The organism is Gorillibacterium sp. CAU 1737, assembly GCF_039888655.1.
Lineage (GTDB): Bacteria > Bacillota > Bacilli > Paenibacillales > NBRC-103111 > Gorillibacterium.
On sequence record NZ_JBDQQO010000004.1, the window covers coordinates 206,629 to 221,996 of the forward strand.

Genomic DNA, 15,368 nt, shown 5'->3' on the forward strand with positions numbered 1-15,368 from the left:
ATGAAGCGAACCCGAAGCAGTTTATGGTCCGATGTCGCGTTTCTCGGGTTTCTCGTCCTCTGCTATGTGACGATTCTCTACATGGCCGGAGACCCGGACAGCTACGTCAAAAACCTGTTTGTGCTGAACATCATCTTCCTGATGACGATCATCACCTATTTCACCACCGTGACCGCCGGACTCGTGCTCAATGTGGCGTTCATCTTCATCTACGGAGCCTATGTCCTGTACCGGACGGTGACGCTGGGGGAAGCGGTTCAGGCCGGAGCTTACTTCTGGATTGTGCTCGCCCCGCTCTTCACGCTGGCGGTGTGGGTGTTCGCCCTGTCTACCCGGCGGCTGCAGGAGGAGAACGATGACCTGAACGAGCAAAAGGCCCGACTCGCCACATTGGACGAAAGCACGGACCTTAAGACGAGTGTAGCCTTCCAGAAGGACTTGACGGTGTTCGCCGGAATCTCCGAACGTTATGGAATCCCGTTGACGCTCGTCGTCATCAAGGTGAAATATTGGAACGAGATGAGACGCTTCATCCGCACTGACCAGCTGGAGGAAGCGGTTCTCGACATCTCGAAGATCAGCCAGGCGAGCATTCGTACGAACGACACCCTGTACCTGATCGACAAAGAGAACGTCACCTGGGGACTTCTGCTCTTCACCGACCAGGATGGAGCGAAGATCGTCGTTGACCGGATTCGGGCCAGTCTCGTTCAGTTCAATACCCAGGATTTTGCGCAAAAGTACAAGGTTCAGCTTAACCTCAACATCGGAGCGGTGCAGTACGACAAGGAAAAGGTCGAGAACGCGCTCGATTTCCTCACGCAAGCCAAGCGGCAGATGGAATATGACGTGTAGGCGCAGCGAAAGGTTAATTCCTAGAAAAAGCCCGGAAAGAGCGTGGAGAGGACTTCTCCTTACTCATCCGGGCTTTTTGCCTTGGTTTGGAGGGGGAGCTCACTCGGGACTGTCCCTCCGTTGCTAGAGTTTTATCTGCTCGAGCCCGTTGAGGCACCCGTCTTCATCAATCCTGACGAGAGCACCTGATCGTAGAAGCTGTTGAATTGCTCCAGCGTAAGCTGTTGATCCGCATCGGACAGGGCGGTCTCCGGGTCGGGGTGAACCTCGACCATGATGCCGTCCGCTCCGGCGGCGAGGGCGGCTTTGGCGCAGGGGACGAGGATATCCTTGCGACCCGTGGAGTGGCTGACGTCCACCAGCACAGGAAGGTGAGTCTCCTGCTTCAGAATCGGCACCGCGGAGATATCGAGCGTGTTGCGGGTCCACTTCTCGTACGTGCGGATGCCGCGCTCGATCAGAATGAGCTGCTCATTTCCACGGGAGTAGATGTATTCCGCCGCGAAGATGAATTCCTCCATCGTAGCGGACAGGCCGCGCTTCAGCACGACGGGAATGCGAGCGTCGCCTGCCGCCTTCAGCAGCTCGAAGTTCTGCATATTGCGCGCTCCGATCTGCACGATGTCGATGTATCGGGCAGCCAGCTCCATATGGGCGGGATTGATAATCTCGCTGATGGTGACGAGGCCGAACTCCTCCGACACCTCCTTCAGCAGCTTCAGCCCTTCCTCGCCGAGCCCTTGGAAGTCATAGGGCGACGTGCGCGGCTTGTAGGCTCCGCCGCGAAGGATCGACACGCCCGCCGCTTTCAGTCCGGCTGCAACGGTGCGGAGCTGTTCCCGCGATTCGACCGAGCAGGGGCCGGCGATCATGACCTGGGCTTCTCCGCCGATCTCGATGCCTTTTACGGTAACGACGGTGTTCCCCGTCTGGCTCTTGCGGCTGACGAGCAGATGCTTCTTGTGCTCCTTCTCCTGGAGACCGACGGAGGCTTTGAAGATTTCCTTGAAGACGTGCTTGATGGCCGCATCCTCAAAAGGGCCTTGGTTCTGCTTCACGAGCTCGTCCAGCATTTCCCGCTCGCGTACGGGGTCAAACTTGGGCAGGCCCTTCTCTTCTTTGACTTTCCCGATCTCGCGCACCACAGCGGCGCGTTCATTCAACAGTTCCAGCAACCGGCTGTTGAGGCCGTCCAACTGGTCTCGCAGCACTTCCAGCTTTTCCATGCAAACCGTCCTCCTTCTTCGAATGGGTAACAAAAAAAGCCGTCTATCAAGGGACGGTGGGGGGCCACCGCGGTACCAGCCTTGTTAGACGGCTTGTCGTTCGACAAGCATTCTCGCTTCTGCACCGGTAACGGGGTGCGGCCGGACCTTCCTACACGGGCTCCTGCAGGCAGCCGTTCAGAGGTCGACTCGGGAGGGAACTTCGGCGGCAGGCTCACTGCGGCAAGCTCTCAATCGGTGGCTCGCCATCCCTGTCAGGGCATGTCCGCTTACTTTTCTCCGTCATAGTAATGCCAAGTTAACTTGTAGCCCCCATTATAGGACTTGCGGCTGGGGCGTGCAAGTGCTTTGTGAGACGGGACGTTCTTTGCGCGCACGTTCATCTTGGAAAGCGAGCGAGTTTGTTTAGATGCCTTCCTTCAGCACCTCAGCCAGCAGCTCATAGGAGTGCAGGCGCGCGGCGTGATCGTAGATCATGCCGGAGGCAATCCATTCATCCGCCTGCGTCAGCTCCTGCATCTCGCGCAGTCTTGCCCGGATGGTCGCCGGGCTGCCGATGGCAGAGAAACGCTGCTGCCCCTCGACGACCACGCGCTCGTGCTCGCTCTGCCACAGGTGGTCCATGGACTCCACCGGGGGCTCCAACGGGCCGCCGCCTCCCCGGATCAGCCGGAGGAAGGACATCCGCTGGGAGGTCGCCAGCTTCTCGGCCTCGCGGTCGGTGTCAGCGGCAAATACATTGATGGCGACCATCGCATGCGGCTTCTCCAGCACGGAGGAGGGCTGGAAGCTCGATCGGTACAGCTCGAGGGCAGGCAGCAGATACTCCGGTGAGAAATGGCTCGCAAAGGCGAACGGCAGACCGAGCCGCCCGGCGAGTTCGGCGCTGAAGCCGCTCGAGCCGAGCAGCCAGATCGGGATGGCGAGGCCGCGGCCGGGGTAAGCCTGGACGCCGCCGCTCGTTCCGTCGAGGTAGGAGCGAAGCTCCTCCACGAGCGCGGGGAAGTCCTGGCCGGAGCTCGTGAGGCCGCGGCGAAGCGCCCGGGCGGTGGGCTGATCGGTGCCGGGCGCACGCCCGAGCCCGAGGTCAACGCGGCCCGGGAAGAGCGACTCCAGCGTGCCGAACTGCTCGGCGATGATCAGCGGCGCGTGGTTCGGCAGCATGATGCCGCCCGAGCCGACGCGGATCGAGCTCGTCCCGGCTGCAATGTGGCCGATGACGACGGCGGTCGCCGAGCTGGCAATGCCGGCGGAATTGTGATGCTCGGCAAACCAATAGCGGTGAAAGCCCCACGCTTCGGCGTGCCGGGCGAGGTCGAGCGAGCGGTTGAGCGCTTCCTTGGCGTGGCTGCCGGCCGTTACCGGCACGAGGTCAAGGATGGAGAAGGGCAGCTGATAGCGGCCGTTCTCCAGGCGGTGTACGGATGGCCATTCGGTCATGGGGATCCCTCCTTGGATCAAAAACCTTATCGAGTCAGGCGATGCAAGCGCCCGCTGAATGATGATGGGAGAACGTTTGAGAATGGTTCTCTCTCCATCATCATACCCCAATCTCCAGCGAAATGCCCGTGAACCGGCAAGCGTGACGGGGCTCTGCTGCAACAGCCGAAGGGACTCCGTGCTGATTTGGGTGAGGCCGCCATTCATGATACACTATCCCCAAACCGACGAAGGAGGGATTGTCATGATACGTGTCTATCCAGCCGAATCCCGGCACCAGGTTGATCGGGGTTGGCTGAAGAGCCGGGCCAGCTTTTCCTTTGGCGATTATTTTGATTCGAACAACACCGCGTTCAGCGTCATGCGGGTGATGAATGACGACATTGTACAGGGCGGCGAGGGCTTTGGTCCTCACCCCCACAGCGACATGGAGATTGTGTCCGTGGTACTGGAAGGCGCCATCAAGCACCAGGACAGCCTGGGGCATACGGTGATTACCCGCGCCGGAGGGGTCCAGCGCATGAGTGCGGGGCGCGGTGTGATCCATGCCGAGTACAACGCTTCTGAGACGGAGCCGATGCGGATTCTGCAGCTGTGGTTCATGACTGACGAGCGGGGGCGAGAGCCTTCCTTTGAGACCTGTCAGTACCCGGAGGAAAAGCTCTCCCACGGGCTGCTGCCCGTCGTTACTCCCGTCGGGGGAGCGGGGCAGACTGCTATTCACCAGGACCTGACGCTTTATTTGAGCCGGATGAGGGCGGCGAGTGAGCTTCATCATAAGCAGGCGGAGGGGCGCAGCGCGTACCTCTTTGTCATCGAAGGCGAGCTTCATGCAAACGGAGAGACCCTTCGAGAGGGCGATGCCGCCCGCATCACGCGAACGCCGGAGCTTGCCCTCGCGAGCATCACCGACAGCTTCTTCATGCTGATCGATCTCCCCTGACGGGAAGGAGGCGCAGAACATGACCAACCAAGCGGCAACCGAGCAAGGAACGGAAAAGCTCCTGATCAAGCACGGGGTCGGAGGTCGAACCTTCGTGGACAGCTCGCAGGACCCCGAGATTCAGTACAGGGTTGAGCCGGACGGCGAGGGCTGGCTCTTTACCATTGGCATCGCCCCCTCCTCCGCCGTCGTGCAGATTCTGGAATGGCGGCAAGAATTGAACGTCTTCCTCTTTCGCGATTATCCCAATCGGCCTACAGTCAAATGCTGGTATTACGTGTTGAACGGTCCGGTGGAATATCACCGGGATCGAGAGGAGCTGGTGATCCGCGCCGACTCCCGCATTGAATACGTGCCCGATGAATTCTGAAGCCTTCGCTTCTCTTCTCAAAAACAAACGCCCCCAACCCGCATGGCAGCGGTTGGGGGCGTCTTATTGTTTTCCTCGCCGTTTGTTAGGCTTTCGCCGTATACAGCTTGACGATTTCGAGGATGACCTTGGTGGCCTTCTCCATCACGTCAGCGGACGCGTATTCGTATCTGCCGTGATAGTTCTCGCCGCCCGTGAACAGGTTCGGGGTCGGCAGGCCCATATAGGAAAGCTGCGAGCCGTCGGTGCCGCCGCGGATCGGGCGGATGATCGGCTCGATGCCCAGGTTCGTCATCGCTTCCTTGGCGATGTCGACCACTTCGATGGACAGTTCGATCTTCTCGCGCATGTTGTAGTATTGATCGTTCATCGTGAGGGTAAACGTTCCTTCGCCGTAAGCGGCGTTGAGCTCGGCCACGATTTGCTGGATCAGCTGCTTGCGCGCTTCGAAGTTCGTGCGGTCAAAGTCGCGGATGATGTATTTCATCGTGGTGGTTTCCACTTCGCCTTGCAGGTTGTTCAGGTGGAAGAAGCCTTCATAGCCTTCGGTGTGCTCCGGTGCTTCGGAGACCGGCAGCTTCGCGTTCAGTTCCATGGCAAGCTTGAGCGAGTTGACCATCTTGTTCTTCGCGGTACCCGGGTGAACACTCTTTCCTTTGACCACAATCTTGGCCTGTGCGGCGTTGAAGCTTTCATACTCCAGCTCGCCCTCCGGACCGCCGTCCAGCGTGTAGGCAAACTTGGCGCCGAAAGCCGCCACGTCGAACTTATGCGGGCCGCGGCCGATCTCTTCATCGGGCGTAAAGGCGACGCGAAGCGTGCCATGCTCGATCTCCGGATGATCGGTCAGGTAGTGCAGGGCGGTCATGATCTCGGCGATCCCCGCCTTGTCGTCCGCTCCAAGTAGCGTCGTTCCGTCGGTGGTAACGAGGGTGTGGCCTTTGTAATGCGGAAGCTCGGGGAACTCGCGAGGCGACAGCACGACGCCCAGCTCCCGGTTCAGCACGATGTCTTCGCCATCGTACTTCTCCACGATCTGCGGGTTCACGTTCGTGCCCGTCATGTCGAGGGCGGTGTCCACGTGGGCGAGGAAGCCGATCACTGGCACCGGCTTGTCCGTGTTGGCGGGAAGCGTCGCCATGACATAGCCGTTCTCATCCATGGAGGCATCCGAGAGCCCAATTTCCTTCAGTTCTTCGACGAGCAGGCGGCCCAGCTCCAGCTGTCCCGGGGTGGAAGGGCACGTTTCGCTGTTATCGTCTGCTTGGGTTTCCACTTTGGCGTACCGAATCAGGCGTTCGATCAATTCTTGTTTCATTCGTTCCATCATCTCCCTTTCGTCCCTTTATTGTAGCATGAACCCGCGCCGGGCATGCAAGCGGGATCGCGTGCGGAACGAACGGAGCATGGGCAGAGAAGGAGGCGGAATAGGCAGATGAGATTCGAGATTGACAAAATTCGGAAGGGGACATACACTGGCGTTGACCAGGGTGGTCAGTGGATAACGGACACCAAGGCAAGGGTTTAAGGGGAAAGGACGATCGCCAGATGGAGAAGTTTCTGGCCCTGGAGGCAGAGAAGCGGGAGCGCATCCTCAATGCAGGCATGAAGGAGTTTGCCGCGAACGGCTTCGACCGTGCCTCCACGAACGCCATTGTCAAGGAGGCTGGCATTTCGAAGGGGCTTCTGTTCCACTATTTTACGAGCAAAAAGCAATTCTACCTCTACCTCTTCCAGTACGGTGCGGAGCTCACCATGAAGGAATTCTATGCAGCGGAGGAATGGAGGAAGCCAGATCTCCTTGATCGACTGGAGCTGATGATGGGGATGAAGCTGGAGATCTGGCAGCGGCACCCGGAGCTCTTTCGGTTTTTGGAGACGGCTTACCTGGAGTCGTCAGCAGCGGTCCAGCCCGAGCTGGGGGAGCAGCTTCGCATCCTGCAAAATGAGGAGATGCCAGAGGTGCTAAGCGGAATTGACCTCAGCCGGTTCCGTGAAGGGATCGAGCCGGGGCGGGCGATTCAACTGATTCTCTGGTCGCTGGAGAAAGTCGGGGACCATCTGCTGAAGCAATTCAAGCCCGAAGAGTCGGGCGCCGTTCCCTATAAGGAGATGACGGAAGAGACAAAGCGGTACCTGGAGCTTTTGCGGCGAGCCTTTTATTCCTAATCGGGAGGGATCATCATGAACGCCATACAGCTGGAAGGATTGACGAAGACATATAGAACCCGCCGCGGCATCGACGGGCTTACGTTCTCGGTGAATGAAGGCGAGACGTTTGGCTTCATCGGACCGAATGGAGCGGGCAAATCAACCACCATTCGGACCTTGCTCGGGCTCATTCACCCGACGGGCGGCCGGGCTTGGATGCTTGGCAAGGATTGCGTTCGGGAGTCCGCCGAAATCAAGCGGGAAATCGGCTATCTCCCTTCGGAAGTCTTCTATTACGATCGCATGCGCGTGAAGGACCTCCTTGCGTATTCCGCCAGCTTTTACAAGGGCGATCATACCCGGCGCATGAAGGAGCTGGCGGAGCGGATGGAGCTCGATCTGTCGCGCCGCATCGAGGACCTGTCGTTCGGCAACAAGAAGAAGGTCGGTATCGTTCAAGCGCTGCTGCATGAGCCGAAGCTGGTGATTCTTGACGAGCCCACGAGCGGCCTTGATCCGCTTATGCAGCAGCGGTTCTTCGAGCTACTCATGGAGGAGGGGAAGAAGGGAACGACGATCTTCTTCTCCTCGCATGTCCTGAGTGAGGTTCAACGGCTTTGTCAGCGCGTGGCGATCATTAAGGAGGGGCAGCTTGTGGCGCTTGAAAGGGTGCGTGAGCTGACCGCAAACGCCAACAAGCGGGTTCGCCTGGAGACAACAGGGGAGGTGCCCTCCGACTACTTCGCCATGCAGGGAGTAAGCCGGGAGGAGCGGCAGCAGGGAAGCATTCGCTTCCTGTATCGGGGGGACCTGGCGCCGTTAACCGCCAAGCTGGCGGCCTTGCCGCTTGCGAACCTGTGGATCGAGGAGCCGGATCTGGAAGAGATCTTCCTCCACTACTACGAGAACCACAACGTCCGCCGGGAGGAGGAGGGCGCATGAACCTGCTTCGCATGGAGTGGCGAGCCTTACGCCGATCCACCCTCCTGTGGTCGCTTGCGCTCGCCGCAACGGCCGTGCTCCTCTTGGCCTTCTACCCGGGTTTTGCCCGAGATGCGGCGATCTTTAACAAGCTGCTGGACGCCTATCCAGATGCAGTGAAGCAAGTGATCGGACTGAAGACAGGCGACCTGACATCGCTGAATGGGTACTTCTCCTTTGTGCTCACTTACCTCTCTCTGGCCGCTGCTATTCAGGCGACGAATGCGGGGCTTGGCCCTCTTTCCCGGGAGGTGCGCGACAAGACAGCGGATTTCCTCCTCGCCAAGCCCGTTACCAGGACGCAGGTGGTCACCGCCAAGCTGATTGCGGCGCTCTTCTCCCTGCTTGTGACCAATCTCGTGCTGCTACTCACGGTGCTTGCGGTCGCCGGAGGGGTCTCGTCTGAAGTGGACTACGGGCCGCTTGCCCTGCTTACGCTTACGGTGGGGCTGATCCAGCTCCTCTTTTGGGGACTGGGCCTCTTTTTGGCGGCCCTGCTGCCAAAGGTCTCCAGCGTCCTTCCTCTATCCCTGTCGGTTGTATTCGGCTTCTTCGCCGTCGGGATGGTGGCCTCGCTCGTGGGCGAACGGGCTGCGCGTTACTTGACCCCGTTCCGCTATTACGATCCTGCGTATATCCGTGCCCATTCAGCCTATGAGGGGGGCTTCCTGCTCCTGGAGCTGGCGCTCCTCGTTCTGTTGACGGCTACGGCCTATATCGTCTATCGACGCAAGGATATCCACGCAGTATAGAGAGGAGACGGGTCAGATGATGTTGTTTCGCAGAGAGTGGAAGGCGGGCCGCCGTTCCTTGCTCTTCTGGTGCATCGGCGTCTTCCTGCTGATGCTGGCGGGAATGAGCAAGTATTCCGCGGCTCAGGCCTCCGGCCAGGCCATGAATGACCTGATGAATCGCATGCCGCGCTCCCTTCAAGTGATCTTCGGCACCTCCGGGTTCGACTTGTCGCAGGCCAGCGGCTACTTCGGGACGATGTTCTTCTATCTCCTCCTGCTGGCTGCGGCCCATGCCGTTCTCCTCGGGGCCTCGATCATCGCCAAGGAAGAGCGCGACAAGACAAGCGAGTTCCTCTTCGCCAAGCCGCTGTCCCGCCGCGCGATCGTCGGCTGGAAGCTGGCCGCCGCCTTCGTCCAGGCGCTGCTCGTGAATGCGACCGCCTGGGTCAGCTCGCTCGTCAGCCTGTCGCTGTACGCCCCGGGCGAAGCGCTCGGCCGTCCGGTAGCCGAGCTGATTCTGGGGCTCCTGCTCGTCCAGGCGCTGTTTCTCGCAGCCAGCGCCGCCATTGCGGCGGGGAGCCGCCGCCCGAAGCAAGCCGTCGCGTTCTCCGGCACCCTGCTGTTCGCGGCGTTCCTGCTCTCGCTCCTGACGGAGCTCAGCGACCGGCTGACGGTGCTCAGGGTGTTCACCCCGTTTCAGTACGTGAGCGCACATCGCATTCTGAACGGGGACGGCCCCGAGCTTGGCCTGCTGGGGCTTGCCCTCGTCCTCACCGCGCTTCTCCTTGCTCTTGCTTTGCGAGGAATGGGGAAGCGGGATTTGCAGGGTTGAAGGCACTCGTGCTTCTGATATACGATCATGATCCGATAGGTGGGGAGTACCGTTGAGCCTGAAATGGGAGTATGAAGAGCTTTTTGATTCGTTTGCTGAAGATTATCTGGATTATCGAGAGGACGGCTACAGCCCGAGAGAGGCGCTTGCCCGAACATGGGATGAGTATGAGGGCGTAGAAAAGCGCGGTGAAATGGAGAGGGCCGTAATCTCCATCGCGTATGGCGAGCGCTTGCTGCAGCAGGAAGGGTGTTCAAAGGATCAAAGGAACGAACGGTCGCGCAATTGATCGATCTGAACCTTCAACAGCTGCAGGCGCAGGTAACCGCAGAGCAATGGACGGATCTGCAGACAAGGCGAAAGCATATTCTCGAACGAATCGAAGAGCTGCCGGTGGATGAATGCTCTTTTGCCAGATGGCTCTATCGGGAATTAACCGAGGAAGTTAGGACCTTCATTAGCAGTTGGCTTCGGGAAAACGACGCAGATGAGATGGCGCCTGCTGTCCTGAGAAGGTTTGATCGGGATTGCAAGAATACAAGGTCCGAGAATCTCATTGTGAAGACAACGGTGGTCGAATTCATCAAAGAGGGTCAGCGAGAGGACCCGCATGCAAGGCCTTTGCTCCAGGAGATTCAGTCCTATCCATTGGATGAGCTTCGAGAACAGCTGTCCGATGAAGAGAGGATCGACTTGTCCTTGCGAATTCAGAGAATCGTCGGATGACCATGAGAGTGGGATTGGGTGCCGGTACGCGTGATTTTGGCGGATTCATCATCATAAGGATGCTGGGGGAGATGGAAAGGAATGAAGCTCACGATTCATCTGCTGGAGGACTTCGACTACCGGGCAGGAGCCCGAACGGTTCCTGTCGTGGCCGCGATTTCATCCGATACGAAGGAAGTCATCACGGACAAGATCGATCTAAGGGAAATCATGCTCTACCGGGATGGTCAGGAAGTCTTCGGTTCCTTTATCGTCTCCACCATGAGTCTTCCAAAGGGAACCCTCACGATCACCGAGCACACCCCGATCTACAGGCTGATCGATGCTGCGGACCAGGATGATTCGGAGCTGCTGCCGGGGGATTATGAAGTAAAGGTATCGCTCCTCGTCTACTTGCCGCATGAGGACGGAAGCCATAGCGGAAAGGTGCTGACCGCTACTAAGCCAATAACCATTCGGTGATCGGGGGATTCGTTATGAATCGATACCAGGCTTCCTTTATGAAGAAGGCAGACTACTTTTTTGGCCAAAAAGAACTGGTTTTCATTGTTTACCTGCATGACGCCGAAGATCGCGAACGATTGGACCACGTTGTTTTTCTGGAAAAAGTGGATGGCGAGGTCACGGGGCTTTATATAAGAGGCATGAATCCGCTGCTATCCGGTCATCGAATCGAGGAGCTGGATGACTTCAACCTCTTTGATCGTTACGATGGGCTGGAGGAATGCAAGGAGGAGATCCAATTAAACATTGAATCCATCAGCTTGTTCTTCAGCTCGCAGTACAACGAATTACGGGGCATTTTCTTATCGAATAGCCACGAATCGACCTCTCTTTTCCTGGCTTTTTTGCAGGATGAAATGATTGTGGAAAAGAATCTGGGGTTGCCTCAAACGGTAGGATGGCTGGAGAAAAGGTTCTCAAAAGAAGGGGTTGTGGCTTATGAGAAGAGAACAGGAGGGGCATGGGAAAGAGCCTGCTATACGTGAACAAGAGCAAGAAAATCATAAGGGGAGGATAAAATGGCGGTTTCGCTGGAAAGTAAAACGATTGCGAAGTGGGCCCTGCAAGCGTTCGGGGGCAAGCCGCAAGTTTCGAAGTATTGGGATGAGGCCAATAAAAGCCATGTGGATATCCTGAATGTTGCGGATAGACCTTGGGATGGAATAACTTCGTGTGCTACGATCGGGCTGTCCGCTTATTCGATCGGATACACCGTTAGCGGAAAGCAGCTTCGGGTTGAACTTGCAGGGGCATGCTCATCCAAGTATAAGGATTATCCCAATATGCTGGCCACTTGTGCCTTTCACGTGATCAATTCGGGGGATTCTCTTTCGCACGGAGAAGTCTTTCGCAATATCGTCCCTATGTATTATCCAGATGTTGAGATGAAGCACGTTCTCTTCGTTTCTCCTTTTTTGTGGAAGGGATTGACTGATCTTGATTTTCCCGATAAAACCGTAACCTGGCTGCTTCCGGCCCCCCTATCCGAGAGTGAACATGTCTTCGCCCAGGAACAGGGGACGGGGGCGTTGGAAGACTTGTGGGAGCAGAGGAATGTGGATCTATTGGACCTGGAACGGAAATCCGTCGTGTAAGGATAACGGAGTAAAGCTACGGGATGCAGGGAAAACTGGACCTCACGGGAAGGGAGCTCATCACGATGACGACTCATGATTCTTCTGCTTCAACGCCTTTGCCTGATATTCGCCAAACGGCTATTCTTAACGCGCCGATCTCGGAAGTGTGGAAGCTCGCTTCTACGGCCGACGGCCTGGCCTCCTGGTTTATGAAAAGTGATCTGGAGCCTGCGGAAGGCCACGCGTTTCTTCTGGAGGCCGGCCCCTTCGGCAAGTCCCCCTGCAAGGTAACCGAGGTGCAGCCGCCGAACCGGCTAGCCTTTCAGTGGGGCAAGGATTGGCTCCTTACCTTTGTGCTGGAAGAGAGCTCCGAGGGAAAGACGGCCTTCACGCTCATTCACTCCGGCTGGAAAGAGGGAGAGGTGACCGAGTTCGGTCAATCCCATGCTGAGGTTCGGGAGCGAATGGCCGGCGGCTGGACCGGTATTCTGGCCAAGCTTGTTCAAGTGGCAGAGGGGCTTTAATGCAGCGAATGGATGGAAGGTCGGCGGCTGCCGGCCTTTTTTTCTCTGTGACGGTCATAAGAATAAGAAACGACTTTCACAAATCTTGAAACATTTGGCATGGTTCTGCGTAGTAACGGGTAGGCAATCGAACCGAGAAGAAGGGGAACGAACCCGCGCGGGAGAAGTCCAAGAGGGAGAGGATGGTACGGCATGCTTCAAGTGTTTATCGGGTGTTTGATCTTCGGAGCTTTGTTCGCCATCGTCTCCGTGCTGCTCGGAGACGTGCTCAGCACAGCGCTCGACGGAGCTTTGGATTTCCTGTCGGCGGACTACCTGAACCCGACGGTGCTCGCGACCTTCGTCACCGTTTTTGGCGGAGCCGGAGCGATGGCGATGCTCTATGGATCGGCTGGGCTGTTGCTGGCTCTTCTCATTGCCGTTGCGGCCGGGCTGCTCGCCGCGTTTTTCATCCATCGCTTCTATGTTACCCCGATGCTGAACAGCGAGAATTCGACGGGGTACAGCATGAAGGGACTTACCGGCAAGGTCGGAGAGGTTCTCGTGCCGATTCCGGGCAACGGGTATGGCGAGATTCTGGTGCGCACAGGCGCTTCACTCTCCAATCAGATTGCCGGAAGCTTTGAACAAACCGCTATTCAGGCCGGGGAACGGGTCGTGATCGTCGAGGTGAAGGACGGTGCGGTCTACGTCTCCCGATTTGAAAATATGACCAAAGGAGACTCATGAACACATGCCAGATTGGGGTAGCATGAACTTGGAAGTATGGCTCATTCCAGCCATCGTGGTAGCCATCATCGTCTTACTTGGTATCGCTTTCATGGCCCGGTACAAGACAGTAGGACCGGACGAAGCCATGATCGTAACGGGGTCCTTCCTCGGAACAAAGAACGTGACGAGCGACACGGAGGAATCGCTCAGCTCCGGGCGCAAGATCAAGATCGTCCGCGGCGGCGGCGCCTTTATCTGGCCGATCTTCCAGCAGGCGGATTATCTGTCTTTGCTTTCGCACAAGCTGGACGTTTCGACGCCGGAGGTTTACACGGAGCAAGGCGTTCCCGTTATCGCAGATGGGGTTGCTATCATCAAGATCGGGGGCTCTGTCGAGGATGTCGCGACGGCCGCCGAACAATTCATGGGCAAGCCCATTGAAGCGCTTAAGGGTGAAGCCCAGGAAGTGTTGGAAGGCCACCTTCGGGCCATCCTCGGGACGATGACCGTAGAGGAAGTCTACCGCAACCGGGACCGCTTCGCCCAAGAGGTTCAAGGTGTTGCCGCCAAGGACTTGAAGAAGATGGGGCTGCAGATCGTCTCCTTCACGATCAAGGACGTCCGCGACAAGCAGGGCTACCTGGATGCGCTCGGGAAGCCGCGGATCGCCGCCGTCAAGCGGGATGCCGAGATCGCCGAGGCGGAAGCCGTGCGGGATGCGCGGATCCAGAAGGCGAAGGCAACCGAGGAAGGGCAAAAGGCGGAGCTGCTCCGCGATACCAACATTGCGGAAGCCGAGAAGGAGCGGGAGCTGAAGGTCGCTGCCTTTAAGAAGGAGCAGGACACGGCGAAGGCGGAAGCCGACCAGGCCTACTTCATTCAAGAGGCGAAAGCGAAGCAGCTCGCCGTTGAGGAACAGATGAAGGTCGAGCTCGTCCGGAAGGAACGGGAGATCGATCTTCAGCAAAGGGAAATTCAGGTCCGCGAAAAGCAGTACGACGCGGAAGTGAAGAAGAAGGCCGACGCCGACCGTTACTCGGTCGAGCAGGCGGCGGAAGCCGACAAGGCGCGCAAGATGCGGGAAGCCGATGCGCTCTCGTATAGCATCGAGCGTCAGGCGAAGGCAAGCGCGGAGCAGAAGCGCCTCGAAGGCCAGGCTATCGCTGATGCCGAGCGTGCAAAGGGGATGGCGGAGGCAGAGGTGGTGCGCCTGCGCGGGTTGGCAGAAGCCGAAGCCAAGGAGAAGCTGGCCGAGGCGTTCCAGAAGTTCGGCGAAGCGGCGGTGCTCGACATCATCGTGAAGATGCTGCCCGAACTGGCTGGCAAGATTGCCGAGCCGATCTCGTCCATTGACAAGCTAACGGTGGTCGACACAGGCAAGGGAGAAGGAGCAGCCCGCGTCAGCAACTACGTCACCGAGCTGATGGCGACAGCGCCTGCCATGCTGAAGGACGTATCGGGTCTCGACCTGAACGGCTTGATCCAGAACCTGATGCACAAGAAGGCTCCCGCCGCAGCGCCTGCCCCGGCCGCGCCTTTGGCCGCTCCGGTTGTGTCGAGACCGGCGCCTGCTCCGACGCCGCCAGCAGCTCCCGGCCCGGTAACCGAATGATCAGAATCGAATCCACCGCCTAGCGAAAAACGGAAGGAACTCCTCTTGGAGCTCCTTCCGTTTTTATCATGCCCGTATTTGCTTGAAATAGCGGTAGATCTGCTCCAGCCGCTTGGCCTGCTTGCCGTTCGGTTTCTCCATGCTGCCAAACTCGAAGAATTTCACCTTCTTCATCCCCACGTAGCCGAACAGGGCGCGTTTCATCAGCACCTTGTGGGCATTGTTCAGGAAGAAGAGGGGATAATGAGTCGGCCCTTGCATGGGGGTGATGCATACGACCGATCTTCCCTTGAGCAAGCCTTCGGGGAACAAGCCTCCGGTAGCCCGGTATGCGAAGTTGGAGGCGAACATCTGGTCAATAAAGCCGAGCAGCATGGCCGGCGGGCGTCCCCACCAGAGGGGATAGATGAAGACCAGTTTATCCGCCCACAAGAGGTCCTGCCGGTATTGCTCCAAGCGGGGGTCGAGGTGCATGTCGCGTCTGCGCTTCTCGTGGTTGAAGACGAGCCGGGGATCGAAATCCTCTGCATAGAGATCCGTCACCCGGACTTCCTGGACGGCGGAATTCTCTCGGCTTCCCTCGAGCACCTTGTTCAGGAAGGCATGGCTCAGGCTTTCGTGATTCGGATGCGTATAGATGATCAGGATCTTCATGCCTGCACTCCCTTTGCTATCTTTTGATA

General features: G+C 58.0%; 17 protein-coding genes and 1 pseudogene. 14 read left to right on the forward strand and 4 right to left on the reverse strand.

Features of this window, described 5'->3' with window-relative positions:
- Complete coding sequence (locus tag AAFN83_RS10690; protein WP_347769080.1) at positions 1-855, forward strand: diguanylate cyclase domain-containing protein; 855 nt, start codon at positions 1-3, stop codon at positions 853-855.
- Between the two features lie 131 nt (positions 856-986).
- Here AAFN83_RS10690 and AAFN83_RS10695 read toward each other — a convergent pair whose 3' ends face one another.
- A complete protein-coding gene (locus AAFN83_RS10695) occupies positions 987-2,081 on the reverse strand; it encodes a bifunctional 3-deoxy-7-phosphoheptulonate synthase/chorismate mutase (protein WP_347769082.1) in 1,095 nt (364 codons plus the stop codon).
- Between the two features lie 405 nt (positions 2,082-2,486).
- Positions 2,487-3,521 (reverse strand): LLM class flavin-dependent oxidoreductase, encoded by a 1,035-nt coding sequence (locus AAFN83_RS10700; RefSeq protein WP_347769084.1) that lies wholly within the window; start codon positions 3,519-3,521, stop codon positions 2,487-2,489.
- Positions 3,522-3,765: 244 nt separating this feature from the next.
- On the opposite strand from AAFN83_RS10700, the gene AAFN83_RS10705 reads away from it, so the two are divergent.
- Together AAFN83_RS10705 and AAFN83_RS10710 are read left to right on the forward strand one after the other, a co-directional pair.
- A complete protein-coding gene (locus tag AAFN83_RS10705; protein ID WP_347769086.1) occupies positions 3,766-4,464 on the forward strand; it encodes a pirin family protein in 699 nt (232 codons plus the stop codon).
- 19 nt (positions 4,465-4,483) lie between these two features.
- Positions 4,484-4,834, forward strand: a complete 351-nt coding sequence (locus tag AAFN83_RS10710) for a hypothetical protein (protein WP_347769088.1) — start codon at positions 4,484-4,486, stop codon at positions 4,832-4,834.
- An 85-nt stretch (positions 4,835-4,919) separates the two neighbouring features.
- Here the strand turns inward: AAFN83_RS10710 and pepT are convergent, their stop codons facing one another.
- Entirely contained in the window at positions 4,920-6,152 is a 1,233-nt protein-coding gene (gene pepT / locus AAFN83_RS10715; RefSeq protein WP_347769090.1) for a peptidase T, read from the reverse strand.
- Positions 6,153-6,382: 230 nt separating this feature from the next.
- Here pepT and AAFN83_RS10720 point away from each other — a divergent pair, with 230 nt between their 5' ends.
- The 11 genes and pseudogenes from AAFN83_RS10720 to AAFN83_RS10770 all read left to right on the forward strand — a co-directional run bounded on the left by AAFN83_RS10720 (position 6,383) and on the right by AAFN83_RS10770 (position 14,685).
- The gene (locus AAFN83_RS10720; protein WP_347769092.1) at positions 6,383-7,003 is read left to right on the forward strand and encodes a TetR/AcrR family transcriptional regulator; all 621 of its coding nucleotides are present in this window, start codon (positions 6,383-6,385) and stop codon (positions 7,001-7,003) included.
- Between the two features lie 15 nt (positions 7,004-7,018).
- Positions 7,019-7,927 (forward strand): ABC transporter ATP-binding protein, encoded by a 909-nt coding sequence (locus AAFN83_RS10725; protein WP_347769094.1) that lies wholly within the window; start codon positions 7,019-7,021, stop codon positions 7,925-7,927.
- Complete coding sequence (locus tag AAFN83_RS10730; protein WP_347769096.1) at positions 7,924-8,718, forward strand: ABC transporter permease subunit; 795 nt, start codon at positions 7,924-7,926, stop codon at positions 8,716-8,718. Before AAFN83_RS10725 ends, AAFN83_RS10730 begins: the two co-directional genes overlap by 4 nt.
- A gap of 16 nt (positions 8,719-8,734) precedes the next feature.
- A complete protein-coding gene (locus AAFN83_RS10735; protein WP_347769098.1) occupies positions 8,735-9,532 on the forward strand; it encodes an ABC transporter permease subunit in 798 nt (265 codons plus the stop codon).
- A gap of 52 nt (positions 9,533-9,584) precedes the next feature.
- Positions 9,585-10,258 (forward strand): annotated as a pseudogene (locus AAFN83_RS10740) (Imm3 family immunity protein).
- Between the two features lie 81 nt (positions 10,259-10,339).
- Positions 10,340-10,720, forward strand: coding sequence for a hypothetical protein (locus AAFN83_RS10745; RefSeq protein ID WP_347769100.1), 381 nt, complete (start codon positions 10,340-10,342; stop codon positions 10,718-10,720).
- A 14-nt stretch (positions 10,721-10,734) separates the two neighbouring features.
- Entirely contained in the window at positions 10,735-11,247 is a 513-nt protein-coding gene (locus AAFN83_RS10750) for a hypothetical protein (RefSeq protein WP_347769102.1), read from the forward strand.
- Positions 11,248-11,280: 33 nt separating this feature from the next.
- The gene (locus tag AAFN83_RS10755; RefSeq protein WP_347769104.1) at positions 11,281-11,856 is read left to right on the forward strand and encodes a suppressor of fused domain protein; all 576 of its coding nucleotides are present in this window, start codon (positions 11,281-11,283) and stop codon (positions 11,854-11,856) included.
- A 65-nt stretch (positions 11,857-11,921) separates the two neighbouring features.
- A complete protein-coding gene (locus tag AAFN83_RS10760) occupies positions 11,922-12,362 on the forward strand; it encodes an SRPBCC family protein (protein ID WP_347769483.1) in 441 nt (146 codons plus the stop codon).
- Positions 12,363-12,554: 192 nt separating this feature from the next.
- On the forward strand, positions 12,555-13,091 hold the full coding sequence (locus AAFN83_RS10765) for an NfeD family membrane protein (protein ID WP_347769106.1): 537 nt from the start codon (positions 12,555-12,557) through the stop codon (positions 13,089-13,091).
- 4 nt (positions 13,092-13,095) lie between these two features.
- On the forward strand, positions 13,096-14,685 hold the full coding sequence (locus AAFN83_RS10770; RefSeq protein ID WP_347769108.1) for a flotillin family protein: 1,590 nt from the start codon (positions 13,096-13,098) through the stop codon (positions 14,683-14,685).
- A gap of 66 nt (positions 14,686-14,751) precedes the next feature.
- On the opposite strand, the gene AAFN83_RS10775 is transcribed toward AAFN83_RS10770, so the two are convergent.
- The gene (locus AAFN83_RS10775) at positions 14,752-15,339 is read right to left on the reverse strand and encodes an NAD(P)H-dependent oxidoreductase (RefSeq protein ID WP_347769110.1); all 588 of its coding nucleotides are present in this window, start codon (positions 15,337-15,339) and stop codon (positions 14,752-14,754) included.
- Between the last annotated feature and the right edge of the window lie 29 nt (positions 15,340-15,368).